A 25466-nucleotide genomic window follows, 5' to 3' on the forward strand; every position below is an offset into this window, starting at 1 on the left:
CTCCCCCCGGATCAGAAGCGGGTGCGCAGCGTCACGCCATAGGTGCGCGGCTCGGCCAGATATTGCGAGAAGATCTGGCGCCCGCCCGGGAATTGCGGATCGACGAAGGGCGCACTGGTCGCCCCCGCCTGGAACGGCGAGTTGAACGCGACCTGGGCGTATTGCGTGTTGGTCAGGTTCTGCGCCCAGACCTCCAGCGCCCACAGCTCGTCGCGCCCGCGGATGCCGACGCGCGCGTTGACCAGGACGAAGCTGTCCTGCGCCTTTTGCGGGAACAGGTCGGACCCGGTGTTGAAGTCGTCCGTCACGCGCGTGTCGACATAGAACAGCCCCTGCAGCCCCGAGCTGCCGAGTTCGGGCGTCCACGACGCGCTCGCCGTCGCCACGATCTCGGGCGCGTTCGACAGCTGGCTGCCGGGCAGCACGCGCAGCGCCGGGTCGAGCGGCACGCCGCTTGCGCTGCCGACGAGATTCTCGCGGTAATGCGTGTCGGCATAGGTCACGCCGAGATTGAGGTTGACGTCGCGGGTCGGCCGCAGGCTGCCCTCGAGCTCGAGGCCCTGCGATACGACGCCGTACGTCACGTCGTCGGGCGCGCAGGCCCCCGTCGTCGCGCTCAGATCGCGGTCGGCGCCATTGAGGTCGCTCTTGCAGGCGTTGACCGTGGCGACGAGGAAGACCGCGCCGTTGAAGGTGTTGAGCTGGAAGTTCTTGAACTCCTGCCGGAACGCCGCCGCTGTGAGGGTGAAATTGCGCACCGACAGCTTGGCGCCGATTTCGTAGGCGTTGACGATCTCGGGGTCGAACTGGAGGTTGCGCGTCAGTGCCTGCGGCCCGCCGAGCGAGGCGAAGCTCTGAAGCGGGTTCTTGAGAGCCGAGCGGTCGAGGTTGAAGCCGCCCGCCTTGTACCCGCGCGAGTAGCTGCCATAGACGAGCAGGTCGTCGGTCGGCTTCCACGACAGGACGGCAGTGCCGGTGAACTCGTCCTCATTGCGCTCATCGGCGATCTGCGTGCCGTTGATCTCGCTGGTCGAATTGCCCTGGCACGACAGGCCGATGATGCCCCCCGCCACCGCCGCCAGCGCCGGATTGGTCAGGAAGCTGCCCAGTGCCTGCTGGTTCTGGACGCAGGCAGTATTGTCGTTGGTGAAGGCAGCGTTCAGCCGCTTGCGCTCGTTGGTGTAGCGAAGGCCGAGCGTCAGATCGAGCGTGTCGGCCAGATGGATGATATTATGCGTGAAGAACGCATAGTTGCGGCTGTTCTGCTCATAGACGTCGACGATCGATCCGCGATTGTTGATCCCGTCGAGAACGTCGAGCGCGCGGACGACCCCCGGCCCCGCCGGCCCCAGCGGCGACGGCACGGTCGGCACCTGGCCGTTGAGCACTGCGCGGCCGGTCGGACTGATGCACCCGGCACTCGTCGGCGAGTAGAGGCTTGCGAGCGCCCCGCCCGAGATGATGCGGCACGTCGCGAACCGCCCATATTGGTTGCCGAAGCGCAGGTTGTCGGTGACGGTCAGATCCTCGTTGGCATAGTAACCGCCCACCAGCCAGTCGAGCGTGCCGCCGAACGCCTCGCCCTGCAGCCGCAGCTCTTGGCTGAACGTCTCGAACCGGCGGCTCGAATTGCCGTCGGCGGCGCGATAGAGGATGTCGATCGTCGAATAGTCGGTGTCTGACCCCTGATCCGAGCGATAGTCGCGATAGCCGGTAATCGAGGTGAGCTTCGCCCCGCCGAAGTCCCAGTCGATCTGCGCCGAGATGCCCTTGTCCTCGGTCTCGCCGGCGAAGCTGCGGCCCGGCGTCGAGTAGATCGTCCGGTCGTAGCCCGGCGTGAACGACGCCAGCGGCTGGCCCAGGTCGCGCAGCACGTTGATGATGTTGTTGCCGCCCGGCAGTCCCGTCGTCAGCGGCGTCGCCGGGTTGTTGAGGTTGCCAACCGACGGCTCGACGGAGCGATCGACATAGGTCGCGCCGCAGCACCGCTCGTCGCGCTTGGTGTAGTCGCCGATGATACGGACGGTGAAGTCGCTGGTCGGTTCGAACAGGATCTGACCGCGCACGAACCAGCGGTCGCGGTTGTTGACGTCGACATTGTTGGCGACGTCGTTGTAGAAGCCGTCGCGCTTGACATAGACGCCGTCGACCCGTGCCGCGAGCGTCTGGCCAAGCGGCACGTTGAGCGCGCCCTGCAACCGCCAGAAATCATAATTGCCGTAGGTCGCCTCGGCCATGCCGTGGATGCCGCTGAAGCTCGGCTGCTTCGAGACGATGTTGATGATGCCGGCCGACGCGTTGCGGCCGAACAGCGTGCCCTGCGGCCCGCGCAACACCTCGATCCGGTCGATCTCGCCCAGTTCGTTGAGGCCGATGCCCGAACGCGAGCGATAGACGCCGTCGATGAACACCGCGACCGAGCTTTCGAGGCCCGGATTGTCGCCGACCGTGCCGATGCCGCGGATGCGCGCCGATCCGTTCGCCTCGGTCCCCGTCGAGCTGACGAGCAGCGAGGGGGCCAGCTGGTTGAGTGCGCGGATGTCGGTTGCGCCCGACAGCTGCAGCGCCTCTGCGGAAACCGCCGACACCGCCACGGGCACGTCGGTCAGGATCTGTGCGCGGCCTTGCGCCGTCACGATGATGTCGGCGGCCTCCTGTTCGGTCGTCGATGCCTGCTCGGTCGGGCTTGCCGGCTGGGCGGCCGGATCGGTCGCGGCCGTCTGCGCGGCGGCGGGCGATGCCCCGGCGAGCGCCAGCGCGGCAAGCCCGCACGCGGTCATCAACTGCGGCTTGGTCATATCCTCTCCTCCCGGGCCACGCATTTATCGATGCGCGTACCCATTGCTCGAATAAGCGACGCTTGCGCCCGGACGTCAAGCGGTATCTGCACGTCTACGTCTGGCTTTTCCGGGACGTGTTGCCCGCATGTCATCATCCTAATTGAGCATACCCGGCTTCCGAAAAGTTGCACTTTGCAACTCGCGCCTGCGACATTTCGCGACAAACACGTCGGTCGGGCGACATATCGGTGCGACAGCGTGCGGCGATAACATGGCCACGACGCCGGGAATGGCCCCCGTCGCTTATGCTGGAGCTACCCCCAATGACCCGAACCACCCTGTACCGATGGATTGCCGCGCCCCTGCTTGGCGGTGCCGCACTTGCCGGCGTCGCCTACGCCGCACAGGATCCCGCGTCCCGCCCAGCCCCGCCGGCCACCCAGGCCGAGGCGATGGCGCGCGCCGACCAGCGCTTCGCCGCGCTCGACGCCAATCGCGACGGCCAGCTTACCGCCGACGAGTTCAAGGGTCGCCGTGCCGCTCGGATGATCGGCCGCGTCGATACCGACAAGAATGGCGCAGTCAGCCAGGCCGAATTCCGCGCCGCCGCGGCGCAGCGCTTCGCCCGCGTCGACGCCGATCGCGACGGCACGATCGAGCCCGGCGAGCGCCAGGCGATGCGCGGTAAAGGCGGCAAGCGCGGCGGCGGCATGGGCATGCTCGCGCGGCTCGACACCGACCGCGACGGCGCGATCAGCCAGGCCGAGTTCGCGGCGGGTGCGCAGCAGCGGTTCCAGCGGATCGACACCAATGGCGACGGCCGCATCGACGCTGCCGAGATGCAGGCCCGCGCCGATCGCCGTCAGGGCCCACGCCGCGGTCCCGGCACGCCGCCGCCGCCCTCCGGCGCCTGACGCCGGCGCGCCGGGCGGGCGAGCCTCCTCCCCGACGCCCGCCCGGCGCAACCTTCCGACTAGCCAAGCCGACCCCTCGCCTGCCAAGGTCCCAACATGGCCGAAATCCCGCATCTGCTCCTCGTCGACGATGAACGCTCGATCCGCGAGCCGCTCGCGCAGTACCTGACCAGGCAGGGCTTCCGCGTGACGCAGGCGGGCGATGCGGAGGGCGCACGCGCGCGCCTCGCCGCCTATGCTATAGACCTCGCCATTCTCGACATCATGATGCCGGGCGAGGACGGCCTCAGCCTCTGCCGCCATATCCGTGAGACGAGCGAGACGCCCGTCATCCTGCTGACCGCGCGCAGCGAGGAGACCGACCGCATTGTCGGGCTGGAGATGGGCGCCGACGATTATGTCGTGAAGCCCTTCTCCCCGCGCGAGCTGCTCGCGCGGATCAAGGTGATCCTGCGCCGGGTCGCCTCCGGCGCCGTGCGGCAACATGCGCCGGAGGCAGGCGCCTACGCCTTTGCCGGCTGGGTGCTCAAGACCGGCGAGCGAACCCTGGTTGATCGCGAGGGCGTCGAGGTGCCGCTCTCAACCGGTGAGTACAACCTCCTCCTCGCGCTCGTCACGCGGCCGCGGCAGGTGCTGACGCGCGACCAGCTGCTCGACCTGACACAGGGGCGAGAGGCGGCGGCGTTCGACCGCGCGATCGACAACCAGGTCAGCCGGCTTCGCAAGAAGATCGAGGGCGATCCCAAAAATCCCGCGATCATCAAGACCGTGTGGGGCGGCGGCTATACCCTCGCCGCCGAAGTCACCCGCCTGTGAAGCTGCGGCTGGAGCCGCCGCGCAGCCTGTCGGGCCAGATCGCGCTGCTCGTCGCGGTCGCGCTCTTCGTCGCACAGGCGATAAATTTCGGCCTCCTCTATCGCGAGCGGCGCGAACTGCGCTTCACCCAGATCGTCGTTCCGACGGTGACGCGCGTCGTCGACGCGGCCGAGCGCTATCAGGCGGGCCGCATCGCCCCGTTCGAGCGGCCGCGCTCGCGGCTCAAGATCGTTCCGAGCAATCCGGTGCCGCCGGGCCTGCCCCATGCCGAGGAGATCGAGGCGGGCATCCGCGCGGGCCTCGCCGACAGCAATGTCGAACATGGCCGCGTGGTCAGCGGCATCCGGCGCTTCAGCTCGAACGATCCGCGGCTTGCCGACATGCGACCCGACCGTGCCCGCCGCCTCGCCAGCCTGGGCGCCGAGGTGATCGTCGGCGTCGAACTGCCCAATGGCCGCTGGCTGAGCCTCAACGGCCCTTGGCCGCGTACCGAGCAGGGACTGGTCTGGCAGCTGATCGCGCAGACGCTGATCCTTTATGCCGTCGTCCTGCTGCCCGTCCTGTGGATCGGCCGCCGCGTCGCACGTCCGCTGTCCGAGCTCACCGCCCGCGCCCGCGCCTTCGCCCCCGGCAGCGATCCCGAACCGATGGTCGAGCGCGGGCCGGGCGACCTGCGCGCGCTGATCGTTGCGTACAATGAACTCTCCGCCCGCGTGTCGGCGATGCTCGACGAGAAGGATCGCATGCTCGGTGCGATCGGCCACGACCTGCGCACCCCGCTCGCGGCGCTGCGCGTCCGGATCGAATCGGTCGATGACGATACCGACCGGCAGCGCATGGCCGACATCGTCGACGAGATGACGCGGACGCTTGAGGACATCCTCTCGCTTGCGCGGCTCGGGCGCCCGTCGGAGCCGCTTGCCGACGTCGATCTCGCCGCGCTGGTCGACGCGGTGGTCGAGGATTTCCGCGACCTCGACCACGACGTCGCCTTTGACGAGGCCGAGCGCATCCGCATGCGCCTGCGCCCCAGCCTGATGCGGCGCGCCGTCCGCAACCTGATCGAGAACGCGATCAAATATGCAGGCGCGGCGGAGGTGCAGATCAGCGTCGCGGCCAACCGCATCGTCATCGCCGTCTGCGACCGCGGCCCCGGTTTGCCGCCTGACAAGCTCGACGCGGTGTTCGACGCGTTCGTCCGCCTTGAAAGCTCGCGCAATCGCGACACGGGGGGCATCGGCCTCGGCCTCGCGCTCACCCGTGCGATCGTGCGCGATGCAGGCGGGCGGGTGACGCTCCAGAACCGCGATGGCGGCGGGCTGATCGCGCGGATCGAGCTCGACCGGTGAGCGTGGGGGAACCGGCCAGCGTGCGGGGGCTTTCAAAGACCCGATGCTGAAGGTCGCGAGCTACAACATGCGCAAGGCGATCGGCACCGACCGTCGCCGCCGTCCCGAGCGCATCCTCGACGTGCTGGCCGAGATCGACGCCGATATCGTCGCCCTGCAGGAAGCCGACCGCCGCTTCGGCACGCGCGCGGCGGTGCTCACCCCCCACCTCCTCGCCGAACACAGCGACTATCAGGCGGTACCCGTCGCCGTCCGCGCCGCCAGCATGGGGTGGCACGGCAACGTCCTTCTCGTGCGCAAGTCGGCGACGATTCTCGATGCCGAGCCGATCCATCTACCGGCGCTCGAGCCCCGCGGTGCCGTCCGCGCCGACGTTCGCGTCGACGGGCGCGAGGTGCGCGTCGTCGGCATGCATCTCGACCTGTCGGGCCTGTGGCGGCGACGCCAGGGCAAGGCGGTACTGGACCACCTCGATGCTGCGCAGCATAAACTGCCCGCGGTGATGATGGGCGACCTCAACGAATGGCGGACGGCCGCCGGCTGCCTTCAGGATTTCGCGCGCGGGCACCGGATCGCGGAGACGGGGCCGAGCTTCCATGCGCGCCGCCCCGTCGGCCGGCTCGACCGGATCATGGTCACCCCGGACCTGACCATCGCCGATTGCGGCGTGCACATGAGCGCGGCGGCGCGCGTCGCGTCCGATCACCTCCCGATCTGGGCACTGCTTCGCTGATGCGCGACAAGGAACTGCGGCTTGCGCTGGTCTGCTACGGGGGCATCAGCCTCGCCGTCTACATGCACGGCATCACCAAGGAGCTTTGGCGGCTGCTGAGCGCCAGCCGCGCCTTTTGCGCCGGCGATCCGGCGGCGGGCGGCAGCCAGGGCATCTACCGCGCGCTGTTCGAGGAAGTGGCGGCGGCTTCGGGCGTGCGCTTGAGGGTGCTGACCGACATCCTCGCCGGCGCGAGCGCGGGCGGGATCAACAGCGTGTTCCTGGCCCGCGCGATCGATACCGGCGAGAGCCTCGACCCGCTGACCGAGCTGTGGCTGCGCGATGCCGATGTCGAGCGGCTGATCGACCCCGCACAGGCGCCCGGCCACGCGATGACAAAGTTCTGGGCACGTCCGCTCGCTTGGCTGGCGGCGGGAAGCGGCAAGCTGATCGACGAGACGGTCGAGGCGGGCGCCCGCGAGGAGGTTCACGCCAAGCTCGACCATTTCGTCCGCTCGCGATGGTTCGAGCCGCCGTTCGGGGGCGAGCGGCTGTGCCACCTGATCCTCGACGCCTTCGACGCGATGGCGGCGGCGCCGGCCGGCCCGCGCCTGCTGCCCCCGGGCCAGCCGCTCGATTTGTTCGTCACCGTCACCGATTTCACCGGCCATCCCGAGCGGCTGCGGCTTCACTCGCCCGCCGAAGTGGTCGAGACCGAGCATCGCCTCGTCCTGTCGTTCGCCTCGCAAGGTCGGCCGGGCGAGCGACTGGCCGCGGCACCGGACCTCACCTTCGCCGCGCGCGCGACGTCGAGCTTCCCGGGCGCCTTTCCGCCCTTCACCGTCGCCGAACTCGACCGCGTGATCGCCGCGCGCGGGGCGGCGTGGCCGTCGCGCGACGCCTTCCTCGCCCGCGCGATGCCGCGCCATGTCAGCGCACTCGGTGCCGAGCGGGCGGTGCTGATCGACGGATCGGTGCTCGCCAATGCCCCGTTCCGCCCCGCCATCGCGGCGCTGCGCGAACGGCCGGCGCGGCGCCAGGTCGACCGGCGATTCGTCGTCATCGACCCGGCGCCCGGCTTTCGCTTCGCACTCAGCGGCGAGATCGACGGGGTACCCGGCTTTTTTCAGACGCTGATCGGCGCGCTGTCAGAGATCCCTCGCCAGCAGCCGATCCGCGACAGCCTCGAGACGCTGTCGGCCCGCTCGGCGCGGATCGAGCGGATGAACGCCATCCTCGAACAACTCCGCCCGGAAGTGGAGGGACAGGTCGAACGGCTGTTCGGCTACACCTTCCTCCTAGACTACCCAACGCCCAAGCGACTGGCCGCATGGCGGCGCCGAGCGCAGGCGGCGGCGGCGACGCGCGCGGGTTATGGCCAGGCGGCCTACGGGCTCCTCAAGCTCGAGGGGGTGATCGATCGCATCGCCCAGCTCCTCTCGCAGCTCGCCGGTCATGATGGCGGCGAGCCGCAGCATCGCATCCGCGAGGCGGTGGCGGCGGCGGCGCGGACGCGCGGCGCGTTCGAGATCGGGACCGCGCATGCGGGCGGGGCCGCACCCCAGGCGATCGGCTTCCTGCGCGCCTTCGACATCAGCTTTCGCATCCGCCGCCTTCGCCTGCTCGTCCGGCGGATCGGCGAGCAGGACGGCGATGAGGAGCTCGCTGAGGTCCGCGAGGCGGCCTATGCGGCACTCGCGGCCTATCTCGAACGCCAGCGCGTCGAGACGCACGCCGGACTGCGCGAGGCGGCGCGCGCCTTGCCGGTCGAAGCGGAGGCGACGCTCGCCTCCCTCGAAAGCACGCTCGACCTTACGCGCCTCGACGCCGAAACCGACGCCGCGCTGGCCGCGGCGCTCAGCGGCCTGTCGCGCGAACACAAGCGGCCGCTGCTCCTCGCCTATCTCGGCTTTCCCTTCTTCGACATTGCCACGCTGCCGCTGCTGCAGGGTGAGGGACTCGACGAGTTCGATCCGGTGCGCGTGGACCGGATCAGCCCCGACGACGCCACCGCCATTCGCGGGGGCGGCGCGGCGGCGTGCCTCAAGGGCATCCAGTTCCACAATTTCGGCGCCTTCTTCAGCCGGGCCTATCGGGAGAACGACTATCTCTGGGGTCGCCTCCACGGCGCCGAGCGGCTGGTCGATATCGTTCTTTCCTCGCTTCCCACCGGTACAAGCCTCGGCGCCGGCCGCGCGGCGGCGATCAAGCGCGCGCTGTTCCACGCGATCCTCGACGAGGAAGCCGACCGTCTGACCGCCATCCCCGCCCTGATCGCGGCGGTCCGCTCCGAATTGGGGCCGCCGGTGGACGCCGGAGAGGGCTAGCCCCCGCGCGCCCGAACGCCTAGCATCGGGGCTTCACAGCCCTAGGGGTCGCAATGCAGTTTCTGCGCACGTTGATATGGGTGCTGATCGCCGGCATCGTCGTTGCCTTCTCGTTCAACAACTGGGCGCCGGTGCCGGTGAAGTTGTGGGGCGGGCTGGTCGCCGACATCAACCTGCCGCTCTTGATGGGACTGATGTTCCTGCTGGGTTTCCTGCCGATTTGGCTGGTGCATGTCGGCACACGCTGGCGTTTCAAGTCGCGGCTGGCGAGCACCGAACGGACGATCAACGAGCTGCGCGCCGCTCAGGCCGCCCCCGCTGCGGCGCCGGTCGCGGGGGACACCCTGATCCTGTCGGAGCCCGCCGCCGCGCCGCCGCTGATCCCCGCCGACACGGCCGTGGAGACGCGCGCATGAGTTCGCCGATCTACGTCGCGCTCGATACCCCCGATCTCGATCGCGCGGCGGCGATCGCGAAGCGCGTTCGCCACCATGTCGGCGGGATCAAGCTCGGCCTCGAATTCTTCATGGCCAATGGCCGTTCGGGGGTGAAGGAAATGGCGGAGATCGGACTGCCGATCTTCCTCGACCTCAAGTTCCACGACATTCCCAACACCGTGGCCAAGGCGATACAGGCATTGCGACCGCTGGAGCCCGCGATCCTGACCGTCCACGCCTCGGGCGGGCGCGCAATGCTTGAGGATGCGAAGGCGGCGGCACCGACCGGCACGAAGGTGGTGGCCGTCACGACGCTCACCAGCCTCGACGGAGAGGACCTTCGATCGATCGGCGTCGAGCGCGACCCGCACGAGCAGGTGCTGCGGCTGGCCGAACTGGCGCATGAGGCGGGGGTCGACGGCATCGTCTGCTCGGGCGCAGAAGTCGCCGCCGCGAAAAAGGCCTGGCCGCAGGGGTTCTTCGTGGTGCCGGGGGTGCGTCCCGCCGAGGGCCCGGCGGGCGACCAGAAGCGCGTGGTGACGCCGCGCACGGCGCTGGACGCGGGGGCGTCGATCCTCGTCGTCGGGCGGCCGATCACCCAGGCCGAAGATCCCGATGTCGCAGCCCGCGCGATCGAGGCGACACTCTAACCGCCCCCGTGGCCCGGGCTTCATCCGGAATTTTTAGTCTGCGGTGGTTCGCATCGCCGATCCGCATGCTTCACGGGCTCGGTGGGGCCGCCCCGCGCGGTCAGAGGCGTGACCTCTCTGCGCCTCCGCATGACCCACCTTCTGTCCTTCGCTAAAGGGACGAGGCAGAACCGCGGATCAAGTCGAGGGTGAAAAGCCAGGCGAGTCTACGCGACTGTCAGCAGTCGCTGGGCCTGTGCGCGCGCTTCCGGCGTCACCTCCTCGCCCGACAGCATTCGGGCGATCTCCTCGCGGCGTTCCTCGGCGTCCAGTGGCGTCACGCCGGTGCGCGTCACGGTGCCGTCGCTCGACTTGGCGATGCGATAGTGGCGGTCGCCGCGCGCCGCCACCTGGGGGCTGTGCGTCACCACGAGCACCTGATTGCGGCCCGACAATCGCGCCAGCCGCTCGCCGATCGCGCTCGCCACCGCGCCGCCGACGCCGCGGTCGATCTCGTCAAAGACAAGCGCGCGCGCCCCGCCCTCCTCGGCGAGCGCGACCTTCATCGCCAGGATGAAGCGTGACAATTCGCCGCCGCTGGCGATCTTCATCAGCGGCGCGAAGGGGGCACCGGGGTTGGTCGAGACCTCGAACTCCACCCGGTCGCTCCCCTCCGGACCCCAGCCCTCGCGCGGGAGCGACGCGACGACGGTACGGAAGCGGGCGGCATCGAGCTTGAGTGGTGCGAGTTCGGTCATGACCGCGGCGTCGAGCCGCGCCGCCGCCTCGCTTCGCTGCGCCGACAGTGTCTGCGCCGCCTCGGCATAGCGCGCCTCTGCCGCGGCGGCGGTTCGGGTCAGGCCGGCAAGGCTCGCCTCCCCACCTTCGACCAGCGCCAGCCGCTCGGCCAAGTCGGCGGCCAGTGTGGCAAGATCATCGGGCTGGACACGGTGCTTTCGCGCCAGTCCACGCAGCTCGAACAGCCGCGTCTCGTCGGCCTCCAGCACCGCGGGGTCGAAGGCGAGCGCCTCGGCCGCGGCGTCGATCTGATCCTGCGCGCTCGCGCCCTCGACGATCGCGCGGTCGATCGCTGCCAGCGCCTCGGCGAGCGCGGGATGCGCGTCGCCTGTGCGTTCGAGGATCCGCGCCGCCTGGCGCAGCCGCGACAGCGCGCCGTCCGACCCGTCGAGCAGGTCGGCGACCGCGGCAAGCTCGCCCGCTGCGCGCTCGCCGCGCTGCATCGTCGCACGGCGCTCGGCCAAGCGGGCTTCCTCGCCCGGCTCGGGTGCGAGCTTGGTCAGCTCCTCGACAGCATGGGCCAGATATTCGCGGTCGCGCTCAGCCACGTCCTGTAACGCCCGCGCCTCGTCGAGCCGGGCGAGCGCCGCTCGCCAATCGCGCCACGCCGCATTTACCGCGGCGGTATCGGCGCGCGCGAAGGCGTCGAGCAGCGAGCGATGGCCGCGCGGATTGAGCAGGCCGCGGTCGTCATGCTGGCCGTGGATCTCGACCAGCATCGCGCCGAGCTCGCGCAGCAGTCCGGCAGAGGCCGGCTGATCGTTGACGAACGCGCGGCTGCCGCCATCGGCCTTGACCAGCCGCCGGATCATCAGCGGTTCGCCGGGTTCGAGATCGAAGCCGTTCTCGGCGAGCAGCGCGGCGATCGTGCCGCCCGCCGCAGGTGTCTCGAAGCTTGCGGTCACCACCGCCTGCCCCGCGCCATGCCGCACCAGCCCGCTGTCACCGCGCGCGCCAAGGACGAGGCCGAGAGCGTCGAGCAGGATCGACTTGCCCGCCCCCGTTTCGCCGGTCAGCACGCCGAGACCCTGGCCGAAGTCGAGGTCCAGCGCCTCGATCAGCACGACGTCGCGGATCGACAGCGCGTTCAGCATGGGCGAAGCGTCGCGGCGGGCGTCAGGCGCCCACCGGGTCGATCTCAGTCGCGGGCTTCACCGCCTGCTGCGGCGGCAGGACGGGATATTCGTTGACCAGCTTGTAAGCGCGCTCGTACCAGTCGGTACCAGGATAATTGGCACCAAGCACCGCCGCCGACTTCTTCGCCTCCTCGCGAAGGCCGAGGTTTAGATAAGCCTCGGTCAGGCGCAGCAGCGCCTCGGGCGCATGGCTGGTCGTCTGAAACTGGTCGACGACCGAGCGATAGCGCATCGAGGCGGCGAGCCACTGGCCGCGGCGGCCATAGAAGCGCCCGACCTCCATCTCCTTGCCGGCCAAGTGGTCGCGGACCAGATCGACCTTGAGCCGCGCATCCGCAGCGTAGCGCGTGTCGGGATAGCGGCGCGACAGCTCGCCCAGCGCGTCGAGCGCCTGGCTGGTGATCTTCTGGTCGCGCGTCACGTCGGTGATCTGCTCGTAATAGCCGAGCGCGATCAGATAATAGGCATAGGGCGCATCGCGGTTGCCGGGGTGCACCGACAGGAAGCGCTGCGCCGACTGGATCGACTCGGTGTAATCCTTGTTGAGGTAATAGCTGAACGCACTCATCAGCTGCGCGCGGCGCGCCCAGACCGAATAGGGGTGCTGGCGCTCGACCTCGTCGAACAGCGCCGCCGCCTGCTTGTACTGGCCGCGGTCGAGCCGCTGCTTGGCGGCAGTGTAGAGCGTGCCCACGTCACGCGCGACATACGGGATGTCCGCGCCCTTGTTCGACTGCGCACAGCCCGACAGGCCGATGGCGGAAAGGGCAATCGCGCCGAGCGCGAGCGGGCGGAGAGGAAAGCGACGCATCGCGCCTCCTTACCCGAGCGGGCAAGGCGCGAACAACGGATTTTTAGGGATGCGAAAATCGGTTGCCCGCGGGGGCACCGCTGGCGATACCGCTGCGTTGCAGCGACGCCATTTAATCCACGGAGAAGCCCCTTGCCCGCGACCAAGCTTGCCACCCACCGCGTCGAAAAGCCCTGGGGCCGCACGCGGCTTTTCCCCGGCTTTCCCGATCCCGCGCCGGGCGGCGAGCCGGTGGGCGAGGTCTGGTTCCAGCAACCCGGCGACAGCACGCCGGACCTGCTCATCAAATACCTGTTCACCAGCGAGAAACTTTCGGTGCAGGTCCACCCCAATGACGAGCAGGCACAGGCCCGCGGCCTGCCGCGCGGCAAGGACGAGTGCTGGCTGATCCTCGACGCCGAACCCGATTCGACGATCGCGGTCGGCACGGTCCGCCCCCTCTCCGCCGACGAGCTGCGTGCCGCCGCGCTCGACGGGTCGATCGAGGATCTGCTCTACTGGAAGCCGGTGAAGGCGGGCGACTTCCTCTATTCGGAATCGAACACTGTCCACGCGATCGGCGCGGGCATCACCCTGATCGAGGTCCAGCAGAACAGCGAGACCACCTATCGCCTCTACGATTATGGTCGCCCGCGCGAGCTGCACCTCGACGACGGTGTCGCGGTCAGCGATCCGGTGCCCTATGTCCCCTACGCCTCGCCGGGTGAGGTCGAGGCGGGACGGACGATCCTCGTCGAAGGGCCGAAGTTCGTACTCGAGCGCTGGACCGGCGGGCACGACGTGGTGCTGCCGGCCGGCACGACCGGCTGGCTCGTCCCCGTCAGCGGCAGTGGCAAGGTCGCCGATGTCGAATGGCAAGCGGGCGAATGCGTGTCGATCACGGGAAGCGAGAAAGTCGAGGCGGAAACAAGCGCCGATCTGCTCTTCGCCTATCCAGGCATGACCCGTCTGTAAGCTGAACCGAACGTAGTTTTACGTTCACGCAACTGCGGACAAATCGCATCGTTCTTCCGCCACCAACTTAGGAGGAAGTTCGATGCGTACGCCCATCCTGACCGCGCTGATCGCCGCGATTGCCATTCCCGCGGTTCCGCTCGCGGCGCAGCAGACCCCCGGTCAGGCCAATCGCGAGTATCGCCGCGAAGTGCGCGACGCGCAGCGCGATTATCGCCGCGACCTGCGCCAGGCCGACTCGCGCCGCGACGTGCGCGAGGCGCGGCGCGAATATCGGGACGAGGTGCGGGATGCCCGCCGCGACCGGCGCGAAGATCGCCGCGACTGGCGTCAGGCGCGCAACTATGACTGGAACCGTCTGCCGCCCGGCCAGCGCCGTTACTATGCCGATAACTATTACCGGGACGGGCGCTATTATCAGCCACGTCGCCTCGGTCGCAACGACCGGATCTATCGCGGCAATGACGGGCGCTACTATTGTCGCCGGAGCGACGGTACGACGGGCTTGATCATCGGCGCGGTCGGCGGCGGCGTGCTCGGCAACCTTTTGACCAACGGCAATTCGGGCCTGCTCGGCACGCTGATCGGCGGCGGTGCGGGTGCGCTGCTCGGCCGCCAGATCGACCGCGGCGGGATCAGCTGCCGGTAAATCATCACGAAGCGACGGACAGGCCCGGCGAGCGATCGCCGGGCCTTTTCCTATGTCAGATGATGCCGCCGCCAAGCATCAGCCGAAGGGCACCAATCACGAGGATGACGAGGTTGAGGTTACGGCCGGCATTGCTGCTCGACAGCGCGCCCACCACCGCGCCGACGATGGGGATCATCAACCCGAACCACAGCGACCAGCCGAGAAACGGGATGAAGCCGAACAGCAGGAACGGCAGCGCGACGAGTCCGATCAGGATCGAGAGCAAATTCAACATAGAGGTGATATAGCCCTATAGAACACCGGCTTCAATAGATGCTGGAAACCGGCAGTAGCACCTCGCTGCGCCGCAACGGTCCCGGCATGAGCGGCGCGTTGTAGAACGCATATTCGGCCGGCCCTGTTGGCTTGAGCCCATAGCCCGACAGCCACTCGCGCAGCACCGCTTCGCGCTCGGCCAGCAGCGCATCGTCGGCGCGGCCGGCGAAGCGGATCGCGGCGACGCGACGCGGCGCGAGCGTCATCGTACGCACCGCATCCGTCGCGGGCGCTGGTGGGGCAAGGTCGAGATACTGGGCCGGCAGCACGAAGCGGGTGCGCCACCCGTCCCCGGCGCGATCGGCGATCACCGGCGCGGTCATCGCGATCTTCTCGCCCCCGCGCGACCTCGCGAAGATATAGTCGGCGAGCGCGCGGAAGCCCTTGCCAAGCGCCGCGTCGCGCTCGCCGTCGTGCACGGCCTCGGCGACCGGCAGGGTGCCATAGGCACGGACCTCGATCGCGCCGTCCTTCAGCACCAGCGAATAGGCAGGCGTCTCGGTCCGGGTGAACCACCAGGCGGCAACCCCCGCGACCGCCGCACCCGCCACGCCACCGCCGATCAACCAGGCCCGCTGACTTGCCCCGTCCGCCATACGCACACCTTCCGCATCTGTCCTACAGCGAACCATATGGGTTAGCTGCCGACTCGTTTCGGCAGGAGGGTAGCATGGAAATCGAGGCGTTGATCGACGATCTCATCGCGCGGGAGGGCGGCTTCGTCGATCACCCCGCCGACCGCGGCGGACCGACGCGCTGGGGCGTGACCGAGGCCGTGGCCCGCGCCGCGGGCTATCGTGGGGCAATGCGCGACTATCCGCGCAGCGCCGCCGCCTCACTCTATCGCAGCCGCTACTGGCTGGCGCCGCGCTTCGATGCAGTCGCCGCACGCGCACCGAGGCTCGCGGCCGAGCTGTTCGACACCGGCGTCAACATGGGGACGGGCGTCGCGGCAAGGTTCCTTCAGCGCGCGCTGATCGCGCTCAACCGGCAAGGGCGAGACTTTGCGGATATCGCGGTCGACGGCCGCATCGGCCCGCGCACGCTCGCCGCGCTCGCTGCGTTCCTCGACGTGCGCGGCGAGCGGGGCGAGATCGTCCTCCTCAAAGCGGTCGAGGCGATGCAGGGCGAACGCTATCTCCGCCTCGCCGAGCAGCGTCCCGCAAACGAGGCATTCCTCTACGGCTGGCTCGCAAACCGCCTCGCCGACCCGATGGAGGACGGCCGATGAGCATCCTCGACGCGATAATCGGGCCGCTCGCAGGCCTCATCGACAAGGTGATCCCCGATCCCCGTGCGCGCGACGCGGCCAAGCTCGAACTGCTCAGGCTGCAGGGCAGCCAGGAGCTTGAGGTGTTGCGCACCCAGCTTTCGGCGATCGTGGCGGAGGCGCAGTCGCCAGACCCTTGGACCAGCCGCGCGCGCCCGGGCTTCCTCTACGTCATGTACGCGCTGTTCCTGTGGGCGATCCCGATGGGCCTGATCGCGGCGGCCAGCCCCGCCACCGCCGACGCGATCGCGCGCGGCATCACCGGCTATCTCCGCGCGCTGCCCGAGGAGCTCTACACGCTCTTCGGCACCGGCTATCTCGGCTATGCGGCGATGCGCCAATGGGGGAAGGTCAAGGGCGTGGAGAGATAGCGGCACTCTTGGCAGCGCCCCGCCCCTCCCCATATGCGCGGCCATGAGCAACGACAATGCGTGGCACGGCACGACGATCCTTTCCGTGCGCCGCGGTGGCCGGGTGGTGATCGCGGGCGATGGCCAGGTCTCCGCCGGCCAGACCGTCATGAAACCCAATGCGAAGAAGGTCCGCCCGCTGGGTGACGGCAAGGTTATCGCCGGCTTTGCGGGCGCGACCGCCGACGCCTTCACGCTGTTCGAGCGGCTCGAGGCCAAGCTCGAGCGGCATCAGGGCCAGCTGCTGCGCGCCGCGGTCGAGCTGGCCAAGGACTGGCGAACCGACAAGTTCCTCCGCAATCTTGAGGCGATGCTGATCGTCGCGGACAAGGACGTGACGCTGGTCGTCACCGGCAACGGCGACGTGCTTGAACCCGAGGGCGGCATCGCGGCGATCGGATCGGGGGGCAATTTCGCCTTGGCCGCCGCCCGCGCGCTCGCCGACTATGAGCCTAATCCCGAGGTGCTGGCGCGCAAGGCGATGGGCATCGCTGCCGAGCTGTGCGTCTACACCAACGACCGCCTGACGGTGGAGACGCTGGAAAGCGCCCAATAACCGTCACCCAGCGAAAGCTGGGACCGCACCCCAACTGCGCGCCCTTGCGGCCCCCGATCCCAGCCTTCGCTGGGATGATGAAGTGGATGAAATGAACGACACCCTCACCCCCAAGGCGATCGTCGCCGCGCTCGATGCACACATCATCGGTCAGAAGGACGCGAAGCGCGCGGTCGCCGTCGCCCTGCGCAACCGCTGGCGCCGCCAGCAGCTGTCACCCGACCTGCGCGACGAGGTTTCGCCGAAGAACATCCTGATGATTGGCCCGACTGGCTGTGGCAAGACCGAGATCAGCCGCCGCCTCGCGAAGCTGGCCGACGCGCCGTTCGTCAAGGTCGAGGCGACCAAGTTCACCGAGGTCGGCTATGTCGGCCGCGATGTCGAACAGATCGCCCGCGACCTCGTCGAGGAAGCGATCCGGCTGGAGAAGGAACGCCGCCGCGTCGCGGTGAAGGACAAGGCTGAGGCGGCGGCGATGACACGCCTGCTCGACGCGCTCACCGGCAAGGATTCGAGCCAGGCGACGCGCGAGGCGTTCCGCCAGCGGCTCAACGACGGTCATCTCGACAACACCGAGATCGAGATCGAGCTGGAAGCCTCCAGCCCGATGCCGTTCGAAATCCCCGGCGGCGCGCCGCAGATGATCAACCTGGGCGAGATGATGCGCGGCCTCGGCGGCCCGCAACTCAAGCGTCGCAAGATGAACGTCCACGCCGCCTGGGCCAAGCTTGTCGAGGAAGAGGCGGACAAGCGCCTCGACCAGGACGAGGTCAACCGCGCCGCCCTTGCCGACGCCGAGGCGAACGGCATCGTCTTCCTCGACGAGATCGACAAGATCGCGGTCAGCGACGTGCGCGGCGGATCGGTGAGCCGTGAGGGCGTGCAGCGCGACCTGCTGCCGTTGATCGAGGGCACCACCGTCGCGACCAAGTACGGGCCGATGAAGACCGACCATGTGCTCTTCATCGCCTCCGGCGCGTTCCATGTCGCCAAGCCCAGCGATCTGCTTCCGGAGCTTCAGGGCCGCCTGCCCATCCGGGTCGAGCTGAAGGGGCTGACCGAAGACGATTTCGTCGCGATCCTCACCGATACCAAGGCGAGCCTGCCCGAACAGTATCGCGCGCTGATCGGGACCGAGGGTGTGGAAGTCGCCTTTACCGACGACGGCATCCGCGCGGTTGCCCGCATTGCCGCGCAAGTGAACGGTGAGGTCGAGAATATCGGCGCCCGCCGGCTCCAGACGGTGATGGAGAAGCTGCTCGAGGAAGTAAGCTTTGATGCCGAGGATCGCAGCGGATCGACCGTTACGGTCGATGCCGCTTACGTGGAGGCGCAGCTGGCAGGCATCGCGCGCAACACCGATCTCAGCCGCTACGTGCTGTGAGGCGGAGCGGCGCATTGCCGCTCCGCTTCGGCGATCAGCTGTCCTGCGACTTGAGGACAACTTCCGACCCGTCCTGCTGATCGGACACGGGCGCCCGCGTTTCAGGTGAGGGTCATAACGCGGGTCTGAAGATCAAGACCTGGGGGCGCGATAGGGCGTAAAGTCGCCATAGCGACAGAACGGCCCCGGAATCGCGATACCGCCGCGCCGGGCGGTCCGGAACCGATCGTTGCGACAAAGCTGGCCGCCGAACACCTCGGCGATCACGATCGAATCGCGATCGATGAACGGGCACCCCTCGACACGCGTGACCCACACAGCGTTCAGATCGCGGTAAACGAGCTTGTCGGGCGCCACCAGTTGCGGGCCGCCCGCTGTCTGCGGGTCGATGCAGCGCGCGGGCTTGCCCGGCACGCGCCCCTCGATCGCGGCCGCAAACTCGCGCTCGCCGCGCGCACGAATCTGCTCGGCGGTCCGGTCCTGACCCGCGCATCCGGCGAGCACCAGCGCGCCGAGCATCAGGCCAAGCTCTGCTCGCATCAACTGCGCGTCTTTCGATACGGCGTGAACTCGCCGAGCGCGCACGAGCCAGTGGGGAACCGCGACGCTCGATCGACCGTGTGCGCAATGTCGCCGCGGCAGAGCTGCCCGATGGTCGATCGGGTGACGAGGATGTCGTCGTTGCGCAGGCTGCACCCCCCGCTGGTGTCGGTACGGTACAATAGGTTGCCGCTGACCTCGTAAATGATCGTGTCGCCGAAATAGTCGGATCGGCGCGCGTTGCGGTTGGGCAGGCAGGTGGTCGGCTTACCGGCGGTGAAACCCGCAAGCCGCTGATCGAGTTCGGCCGCCGACCGCGCTTGGCGCGCTTCGCGGGCCGCCGTCTCGCGCGGGGTAGCCGCGCATCCGGAGAGCGTCGCGGCGGCCGCCACGGCGGCGGCGACGATGGCGATTCGCGACATGGCCTGCATCCTCCTTATCGACACTCCGCACCTGAACGCATGAACGGGGGCTGAGCAGCGCAAGACTGCTACAGATTATCCTTTCTTGCACGCAGGGCCGCAAGTTCATCGGCATCGGCCGCGCGGACGAAGGGGTTGGTCGCCCGCTCCTCCCCGATCGTCGTCGGCACCGTCGGCTCGCCCGCAGCGCGCAGCGCCTCGACCCGCGCCAGCCGTTCGGCGATCGCGGCGTTGTCGGGCTCGACCGCGGCCGCGAACTTCGCGTTGGAGAGCGTATATTCGTGCGCGCAATAGACGGTCGTGGCCTCGGGCAGCGCCGCCAGCCGCTGAAGCGCCGAATGCATTTGCGCCGCCGTCCCCTCGAACAATCGGCCGCAGCCCATCGCGAACATCGTGTCGCCAACGAAGACCAATGCTTCGCCCTCGAAATGGAAGCTGACATGGCCGGCGGTATGCGCGGGCGTTTCCCAGACGCGCGCCTGCCGCCGCCCGATCGTCACCGTGTCGCCCTCCGCCACCAGCCGGTCGGCCGACGGGATCTTCACCCCCTCGGCCGCCGGGGCGGTCACGACGGCGCCATGCGCGTCCTTGATCGCCTGGTTGCCGGCGGTGTGGTCGGGATGCCAGTGCGTGTTCCAGACCTGACCGATGCGCCAGCCGCGCGCGTCGGCGGCGGCGAGCACCGGCGCCGCCTCGCCCGGATCGACGACGACGGTCTCCCCGCTCTCGTCGTCATGGATCAGCCAGACATAATTGTCGCTGAGCACGGGCACACGAACGATCTCGAGCGGGCCGTCCATCTTACCAGGTCCCGGTATTTGGCATCGACGCCCAGGGCTCGACCGGGGCGAGCGCGTCGCCGGCCTGCAACAGCTCGATCGAAATGCCGTCGGGCGTCTTCACGAACGCCATGTTGCCGTCCCGCGGGGGACGGTTGATCGTGACGCCGCCGTCCATCAGCCGCTGGCAGGTCGCGTAGATATCGTCGACGCGGTAGGCGAGATGCCCGAAATTGCGCCCGCCGGTATAGACCTCGGCTGCGCTGCCGTCCTCGGGCGGCCAGTTATAGGTGAGCTCGACCTCCGCTTTGGCGCGCTCGCCGGGGCCGTTCATGTCCTCGGGCGTGGCGAGGAAGATCAGCGTGAAGCGGCCGGCCTTGTTCTCCATGCGGCGCACTTCCTTGAGCCCCAGCAGCTCAAAGAAGGCGATCGTTGCGTCAGGATCGGTCACGCGGATCATCGTGTGGAGGTAGTTCATCGCCAATCGGCTCCATTCGTCGTATGTCAGCAACGGTTCATCGGCGCAGCCGCAGCATCGCCGCGCAGCATATGGGGAGTCGAGAGCGATGGAAAAGCGGGGTTCGTGGGCGGTGATCGCGGCGGCGCTGGTGGCGCTGGGGCTAGTGCTGGGCGGCTATCTGCTGGGCGACGGCCTGCGCCGCGCGCGCGCCGCCGACCGGTCGGTGACGGTGCGCGGACTGGCCGAGCGCGACGTGACAGCAGATCTTGCGGTCTGGACGCTCAACTATAGCCGCTCGGGCGAGGATCTGGCCGCCGTCCGCGCGCAGATCGACGGGGATACGGGCGCGATCCGGCGCTTCTTCGCCGGGCTCGGCTTTCCCGCCGACGCGCTGCGGCCTGCGGGGGCGAGCGTAATGCAGAGCTATGACAACGGCGTACAGCGCTTCACCGTGACGCAGCGGCTGCAACTGCGGACCGGTGACGTGGCGCGGGCGCAGCGCGCGGCGGCGCGGCAATTCGACCTGGTCCGCGACGGCGTGGTGCTGCAGGAAGGGTCGGGCCTCAGCTACAGCTTCACCAAATTGAACGACATCAAGCCGTCGATGGTGGCCGAAGCGACCCGCGACGCCCGCGCCTCGGCCGAGCAGTTCGCCAAGGACAGCGCGACCGGCGTCGGCGCGATCAAGAGCGCAACGCAGGGCTATTTCTCGGTCGAGCCGCGCGACGGCGACCAGGGCGGCTATGGCGTCGCCGACACGCCGTTCAAGAAGGTGCGCGTGGTGACGACAGTGGACTTTTATCTGCGGTGAAGCTTCTCCCCGACACGGGAAGGATTAGACGACCGCCTCGACCGCCCGCACGATCATCGCGATGTCCTGATCGCGCGACAGCCGGTGGTCGCCGTCCTTGACCAGCCAGCACTGCACGTCGTCGCTTTCGATCAGCTGGGCGAGGCGCGCCGCGCGCTCCCACGGCACGTCGGGGTCGCGCATCCCCTGGACGATGCGCACCGGCAGCTTGAGCGGGATCGGCCCATGCATCAGTCGGTTGGCCTCGCCCGCGGTCCAGAAGGCGCGGGTGGTGACGGTCGGATGCGGCGAATAGGGCGATGGCTTCTCCAGCCGCCCCTCGCTCAGCAGCGTCATCTTGTCGGCCTGGCTGAAGCCCCAGTCGGTGAAGTCGGGGGCGGGCGCGATCCCGACCAACGCCGCGATCCGATCGGGCCGTGCCTTCGCGACCAGCAGCGCGATCCAGCCGCCCATCGACGATCCGACCAGCACCACCGGCCCTTTCGCCACCTGATCGACGACGAGCAGCGCATCGTCGCGCCAGTCGGCGAGCGTATAGTCCTCGAACGCGCCCTCGCTCTCGCCGCAGCCGCGATAGTCGAAGCGGACGAACGCCCGGCCCTGTGCCTTGGCCCAGGCTTCCAGCGCCAGCGCCTTGGTCCCGCTCATGTCGCTGGCATAGCCGGGCAGGAAGACGATTGTCGGCCCTTCTCCCTCGGTCACGCGAAAGGCAATGCGGGCGTCGTCGGTCATTCGGGGTTCCTTGTGGCAAGCGCGGCGAGCATGTCGGCGGCAAGCTGGCTAAGCGTATCGTCGCGCGCGCCCATCACGACGACGCGGTCGCCGGGCGCGGCGGTCGCGACGAGGTGCGCGGCGGCGGCGGCGCGGTCGGGGATGTGGCGCGCGGGCGCGCCCTGCGCAGTCAGGTCCGCGATGATGTCGCCGCTCGTCACCTCACGCGACGTCGTGCCGCCATGATAGACCGGATCGGGCAGGACGAGTTCGTCGCCCGGCCGCAGCCGCGCGGCGAGGCTTTCGACCAGCTCGCGGCGCATTACCTTGAGCGGGCCGTAGCCGTGCGGCTGAAACAGGAGCTTGAGCGCGCCGGGGAAGGCCATCAGCGTGTCGAGCGTCGCGGCGATCTTGTCGGGATTGTGCCCGAAATCGTCGATCACGGTGACGCCGCCCACCTCGCCCACCAACTCGAACCGGCGCTTGAGCCCGACGAAGCCATCGATCGCGCTCGCCGCGTCCTCGACCGGCACGCCAGCGGCGACGACTGCTCCGATCGCCGCGAGCGCGTTGGCGACGTTGTGGCGACCCGGCACCGACAGGCGTACGGGCAGTCGCTTGCTCCCGCTTTCGAGCGTGAAGGCGATCGCGAACGGCTCGGGCGACAGGTCGCGCGCCACCAGATCGGCCTCGCCCTCGATCGCGAACGTCGTGCGCCGGTCGCTGCCGATCGTCGCGGCCAGCGCCGCCGCTTCCGGATCGCCCGCATTGACCACCACTCGCGACGCCTTTGCCGCGAAATCGCCGAACAGCGCGCGTAGTTCGTCGAGCGACTTGTGATCGAGGCTGACATTGTTGAGCACCGCAATGTCGGGCGAATAGAGTGCGATCGACCCGTCGCTTTCGTCCACCTCGCTGACGAACGCCTCGCCCTGCCCCACCAGCGCGCTGGCGAAGGGGCGGTCGGGCGAGGCGAAGTTCTTCATCACCGCGCCATTCATGACCGTTGGATCGCGGCCGAGCGCGTGAAGGATCCAGCCGATCATGCCGGTGACGGTGGACTTGCCGCTGGTCCCGGCCACGCCAATCCGCACCCGGCTGTCATTGAACAGCGACGCGAGCAGGTCGGCGCGGCGCATCCTCGGCGCGCCGACCCGCGCCGCCGCAACCATGTCGGGCACCGTCTCCTCGACCGCGGCGGAGGCGACGACGACCTGTTGCGGCGAGGTAATGCCGCTGCCGTCCTGGGGGAAAAGGTCGATGCCCAGCGCCCTCAGCGCGTCGAACTTGGGCGCCAGCCGGCCCTGATCGAGCGTCCGGTCCGACCCCGCGATCGACGCCCCGCGCCCGGCAAGGATCATCGCCAGCGGCATCATCCCCGACCCGCCCACGCCCACGAAGAAATAACGCTGCTGCATGGCGCCCGCCTATCGGCACTTGCGTTGGCAAGGGCAAGCCTCGACACAGGCGCGCATGAGGATCGCCGTCGTCGCCCCTGCCCGCTCGACCCGCCCCGAATCGGCCGCCCGCGGCGCGGCGTTCGCGGCGCTCGAATTCCCCGAGGTCGAGCTCGTCATCGACCCGCAATGCTTTGCCGAGGCAGGACATTTCGCCGGCCCCGATGCGCTGCGCGCCGAAACCTTCCTGCGCTATGCCAACGACCCGGCCTATGACGCCATCTGGTTCGCGCGCGGCGGCTATGGGTCGAACCGCATCCTTGCCGAGGTGATGCCGAAGCTGAACGACGCCGCGCGGGCGAAGGCCTATCTCGGCTTTTCCGACATGGGCTTCCTGCTCGGCGCACTTTATGCGCGGCGGATCGGGCGGCCGTGCCACGGGCCGATGTCGACCGAGGCGACTGCGCGCAACCGCGGCGGGCCGGCGTGGCGCGCGCTCGCCTGGCTGACGGCGAAGGACCGGCGCGCGCTAGAGCCGGGGCTCGACGGGCGGCCGGCCGCGGCATTCAACCTCGCGATTTTGACGGCGATGCTCGGCACGCCCTGGGTGCCGGACCTCACCGATCACGTGCTGCTGATCGAGGAAGTGGGCGAGAGCTATTACCGGATCGACCGGATGATGTTCCAGCTCGCGAACGCGACGCAGCTGCGCGGCCTTGCAGGCATCCGCCTCGGCAGCGTCACGGACGTGCCCGACGGTGACGGGCCGGAAGCGTTCGGCGAGACGCTCGACCAGATCATGGCGCGCTGGTGCGGCGAGATGCGCGTGCCGTATCTCGGCCGCGCGAGGATCGGCCATGACGCCGACAATTGCGTGGTGCCGTTCGGCATCGCCTAAAGCGGCAGCCCCAGAGCGCGCGATTTGGCTGGCGCTCCCGCCTTCACCTTGAAGAAGCCGGCGGTGGCGAGCGGCCAGACAGCGGCGTCATAGTCACGCACGAAGGTGTCGACCTGCGGCAAGGCCGGCGCATTTCCCAGCGGCACATAAGCCGCGACGAGCCGGCCCGCGCGGATATCGCCCAGCGTTGCGGCATCCTCGACCCGGTGCACCGGGCAGCCATAGCTCGCGCCCGCCCGCGTCGCCGCATCCTCGACAGCCCCTCGCCGGAACGCCGCGACCGCGGGCGCGACCCGCTCCTCTCGCGGCACCAGTGCGACGATCGCGGAGGGTGGGGTCGCCAAAGAGTGCCCGATCGCGAGATCACCCTCGTGCAGCAACAGCGACCACTCGCCCGCGGGTTCGGGTCGCGGCGGCGGTGTGAAGCGGATGAGCGGCGCCTCCTCATCCTCGGTCAGCGGCTCGACCTCCTCGACCAGCCCCTTGGGATTGAAGCGCCCGCCGGTGTAGCGGGCGATATTGTCCGCGCGCGCGGCATAGGCCTTGCCGCGCGTGTGCAGCCCCGCCACCCAACGCCACGAAAGCGTATTCGACGCCGCATCGCCGTCGAGCAGGTGCCGCAGGAAGAAGTCGGCGCCCAGCACCCAGGGCAGGCGAAGCGTGAAGATCCAGATGCTCGCGAACCACATCCGCGCATGGTTGTGCAGCCAGTTGTGGGCGGTCAGCTCGTCCGCCCACGCATCGAAACAGTCGATGCCCGTTCGCCCCTCGATCGCGGCACGATAGTCGCGCGCGAGGCCGCCATTCGCCTCCACCGCCGCCAGCGCAGCATCGCGCTCGGCCAGATACCGGTCCCACACCGCCGGCCGCTGCTCAAGCCAGCCGCGGAAATAGCCGCGCCACAGCACCTCGCTGACGAACTTCTCCGCCGCGTCGGGGCCGTGCTTATCAAGCGCCCGCGCCAGCACCTCCTGCTCGTCGATCAGGCGGTGGCGCAGATAGGGTGACAGCATCGACACGTTCGCCGGCCACGCGCCTGCGCTGCCATGGTCGTGGTTGCGCTCGGCCGCATATCGCCGGCCCATGCGGGGCGAAAAGGCATCAAGGCGCGCGAGCGCGGCGGCGCGGGTGGGTTCGAGGATCATCGGCTTGCGCTAGGCCGGCGTCGCCGCCGCCCCAATCCCGCTTTTGGTCGAGC

General features: G+C 68.9%; 27 protein-coding genes. 15 read left to right on the forward strand and 12 right to left on the reverse strand.

The features are described 5' to 3' along the window. Positions 1-11 precede the first annotated feature (11 nt). Complete coding sequence (locus tag COC42_RS15575; RefSeq protein ID WP_096344295.1) at positions 12-2798, reverse strand: TonB-dependent receptor; 2787 nt, start codon at positions 2796-2798, stop codon at positions 12-14. 305 nt (positions 2799-3103) lie between these two features. On the opposite strand from COC42_RS15575, the gene COC42_RS15580 reads away from it, so the two are divergent. The 7 genes from COC42_RS15580 (at position 3104) to pyrF (ending at position 9985) form a co-directional block, all read left to right on the forward strand. After that, a complete protein-coding gene (locus COC42_RS15580; protein WP_176484720.1) occupies positions 3104-3694 on the forward strand; it encodes an EF-hand domain-containing protein in 591 nt (196 codons plus the stop codon). A gap of 96 nt (positions 3695-3790) precedes the next feature. Then, on the forward strand, positions 3791-4510 hold the full coding sequence (locus COC42_RS15585) for a response regulator (RefSeq protein ID WP_096344297.1): 720 nt from the start codon (positions 3791-3793) through the stop codon (positions 4508-4510). Next, the gene (locus COC42_RS15590; protein ID WP_425442864.1) at positions 4507-5859 is read left to right on the forward strand and encodes a sensor histidine kinase; all 1353 of its coding nucleotides are present in this window, start codon (positions 4507-4509) and stop codon (positions 5857-5859) included. Before COC42_RS15585 ends, COC42_RS15590 begins: the two co-directional genes overlap by 4 nt. A 43-nt stretch (positions 5860-5902) precedes the next feature. Next, positions 5903-6592 (forward strand): endonuclease/exonuclease/phosphatase family protein, encoded by a 690-nt coding sequence (locus tag COC42_RS15595; protein WP_096344298.1) that lies wholly within the window; start codon positions 5903-5905, stop codon positions 6590-6592. Then, on the forward strand, positions 6592-8898 hold the full coding sequence (locus COC42_RS15600; RefSeq protein WP_096344299.1) for a patatin-like protein: 2307 nt from the start codon (positions 6592-6594) through the stop codon (positions 8896-8898). Before COC42_RS15595 ends, COC42_RS15600 begins: the two co-directional genes overlap by 1 nt. 53 nt (positions 8899-8951) lie before the next feature. After that, positions 8952-9314 carry a lipopolysaccharide assembly protein LapA domain-containing protein gene (locus COC42_RS15605; RefSeq protein ID WP_096344300.1) on the forward strand — a complete coding sequence of 121 codons (363 nt, stop codon included), beginning with the start codon at positions 8952-8954 and terminating at the stop codon, positions 9312-9314. Beyond that, positions 9311-9985: an orotidine-5'-phosphate decarboxylase gene (pyrF, locus tag COC42_RS15610; protein WP_096344301.1), complete on the forward strand. Its 675-nt coding sequence runs from the start codon at positions 9311-9313 to the stop codon at positions 9983-9985. The genes COC42_RS15605 and pyrF overlap by 4 nt, the downstream gene beginning before the upstream one ends. A gap of 206 nt (positions 9986-10191) precedes the next feature. Here pyrF and recN read toward each other — a convergent pair whose 3' ends face one another. Together recN and COC42_RS15620 are read right to left on the reverse strand one after the other, a co-directional pair. Beyond that, on the reverse strand, positions 10192-11856 hold the full coding sequence (gene recN / locus COC42_RS15615) for a DNA repair protein RecN (protein ID WP_096344302.1): 1665 nt from the start codon (positions 11854-11856) through the stop codon (positions 10192-10194). A gap of 22 nt (positions 11857-11878) precedes the next feature. Further along, positions 11879-12709 (reverse strand): outer membrane protein assembly factor BamD, encoded by an 831-nt coding sequence (locus COC42_RS15620; protein WP_096344303.1) that lies wholly within the window; start codon positions 12707-12709, stop codon positions 11879-11881. Positions 12710-12841: 132 nt separating this feature from the next. Between COC42_RS15620 and COC42_RS15625 the strand changes: the two genes are divergently transcribed. Both COC42_RS15625 and COC42_RS15630 read left to right on the forward strand, forming a co-directional pair. Beyond that, positions 12842-13663: a class I mannose-6-phosphate isomerase gene (locus COC42_RS15625; RefSeq protein ID WP_096344304.1), complete on the forward strand. Its 822-nt coding sequence runs from the start codon at positions 12842-12844 to the stop codon at positions 13661-13663. Positions 13664-13745: 82 nt separating this feature from the next. Then, positions 13746-14312, forward strand: coding sequence for a glycine zipper 2TM domain-containing protein (locus COC42_RS15630; RefSeq protein ID WP_096344305.1), 567 nt, complete (start codon positions 13746-13748; stop codon positions 14310-14312). A gap of 55 nt (positions 14313-14367) precedes the next feature. Here COC42_RS15630 and COC42_RS15635 read toward each other — a convergent pair whose 3' ends face one another. Further along, on the reverse strand, positions 14368-14589 hold the full coding sequence (locus COC42_RS15635; protein WP_096344306.1) for a hypothetical protein: 222 nt from the start codon (positions 14587-14589) through the stop codon (positions 14368-14370). A gap of 31 nt (positions 14590-14620) precedes the next feature. Continuing rightward, the gene (locus COC42_RS15640; RefSeq protein WP_096344307.1) at positions 14621-15226 is read right to left on the reverse strand and encodes an SOUL family heme-binding protein; all 606 of its coding nucleotides are present in this window, start codon (positions 15224-15226) and stop codon (positions 14621-14623) included. A 74-nt stretch (positions 15227-15300) separates the two neighbouring features. Here COC42_RS15640 and COC42_RS15645 point away from each other — a divergent pair, with 74 nt between their 5' ends. The 4 genes from COC42_RS15645 (at position 15301) to hslU (ending at position 18250) form a co-directional block, all read left to right on the forward strand. Further along, positions 15301-15861 (forward strand): glycoside hydrolase family 108 protein, encoded by a 561-nt coding sequence (locus tag COC42_RS15645; protein WP_096344308.1) that lies wholly within the window; start codon positions 15301-15303, stop codon positions 15859-15861. After that, a complete protein-coding gene (locus COC42_RS15650; protein ID WP_096344309.1) occupies positions 15858-16271 on the forward strand; it encodes a holin family protein in 414 nt (137 codons plus the stop codon). The genes COC42_RS15645 and COC42_RS15650 overlap by 4 nt, the downstream gene beginning before the upstream one ends. Before the next feature lie 43 nt (positions 16272-16314). Beyond that, positions 16315-16866, forward strand: a complete 552-nt coding sequence (gene hslV / locus COC42_RS15655) for an ATP-dependent protease subunit HslV (protein WP_096344310.1) — start codon at positions 16315-16317, stop codon at positions 16864-16866. 91 nt (positions 16867-16957) lie between these two features. After that, complete coding sequence (gene hslU, locus COC42_RS15660; RefSeq protein WP_096344311.1) at positions 16958-18250, forward strand: ATP-dependent protease ATPase subunit HslU; 1293 nt, start codon at positions 16958-16960, stop codon at positions 18248-18250. Between the two features lie 132 nt (positions 18251-18382). On the opposite strand, the gene COC42_RS15665 is transcribed toward hslU, so the two are convergent. The 4 genes from COC42_RS15665 to COC42_RS15680 all read right to left on the reverse strand — a co-directional run bounded on the left by COC42_RS15665 (position 18383) and on the right by COC42_RS15680 (position 20469). Further along, positions 18383-18769: a hypothetical protein gene (locus COC42_RS15665; protein ID WP_141395866.1), complete on the reverse strand. Its 387-nt coding sequence runs from the start codon at positions 18767-18769 to the stop codon at positions 18383-18385. A 20-nt stretch (positions 18770-18789) separates the two neighbouring features. Further along, a complete protein-coding gene (locus COC42_RS15670) occupies positions 18790-19212 on the reverse strand; it encodes a hypothetical protein (RefSeq protein WP_141395867.1) in 423 nt (140 codons plus the stop codon). 68 nt (positions 19213-19280) lie between these two features. Then, positions 19281-20012: a hydroxyacylglutathione hydrolase gene (gloB, locus tag COC42_RS15675; protein ID WP_096344314.1), complete on the reverse strand. Its 732-nt coding sequence runs from the start codon at positions 20010-20012 to the stop codon at positions 19281-19283. Position 20013: 1 nt separating this feature from the next. After that, a complete protein-coding gene (locus COC42_RS15680; RefSeq protein WP_096344315.1) occupies positions 20014-20469 on the reverse strand; it encodes a VOC family protein in 456 nt (151 codons plus the stop codon). An 88-nt stretch (positions 20470-20557) separates the two neighbouring features. On the opposite strand from COC42_RS15680, the gene COC42_RS15685 reads away from it, so the two are divergent. Continuing rightward, positions 20558-21262: an SIMPL domain-containing protein gene (locus tag COC42_RS15685; protein WP_096344316.1), complete on the forward strand. Its 705-nt coding sequence runs from the start codon at positions 20558-20560 to the stop codon at positions 21260-21262. Between the two features lie 24 nt (positions 21263-21286). Here COC42_RS15685 and COC42_RS15690 read toward each other — a convergent pair whose 3' ends face one another. Together COC42_RS15690 and COC42_RS15695 are read right to left on the reverse strand one after the other, a co-directional pair. Then, positions 21287-21994, reverse strand: coding sequence for an alpha/beta fold hydrolase (locus COC42_RS15690; RefSeq protein WP_096344317.1), 708 nt, complete (start codon positions 21992-21994; stop codon positions 21287-21289). Further along, complete coding sequence (locus tag COC42_RS15695; protein ID WP_096344318.1) at positions 21991-23391, reverse strand: UDP-N-acetylmuramate--L-alanine ligase; 1401 nt, start codon at positions 23389-23391, stop codon at positions 21991-21993. The genes COC42_RS15690 and COC42_RS15695 overlap by 4 nt, the downstream gene beginning before the upstream one ends. Before the next feature lie 55 nt (positions 23392-23446). Here COC42_RS15695 and COC42_RS15700 point away from each other — a divergent pair, with 55 nt between their 5' ends. Continuing rightward, complete coding sequence (locus tag COC42_RS15700) at positions 23447-24268, forward strand: LD-carboxypeptidase (RefSeq protein WP_096344319.1); 822 nt, start codon at positions 23447-23449, stop codon at positions 24266-24268. On the opposite strand, the gene COC42_RS15705 is transcribed toward COC42_RS15700, so the two are convergent. Then, on the reverse strand, positions 24265-25413 hold the full coding sequence (locus COC42_RS15705; RefSeq protein WP_096344320.1) for an FAD-binding domain-containing protein: 1149 nt from the start codon (positions 25411-25413) through the stop codon (positions 24265-24267). The genes COC42_RS15700 and COC42_RS15705 overlap by 4 nt on opposite strands. Between the last annotated feature and the right edge of the window lie 53 nt (positions 25414-25466).

Source organism: Sphingomonas spermidinifaciens (assembly GCF_002351485.1).
Classification (GTDB): Bacteria; Pseudomonadota; Alphaproteobacteria; order Sphingomonadales; family Sphingomonadaceae; genus Sphingomonas; species Sphingomonas spermidinifaciens.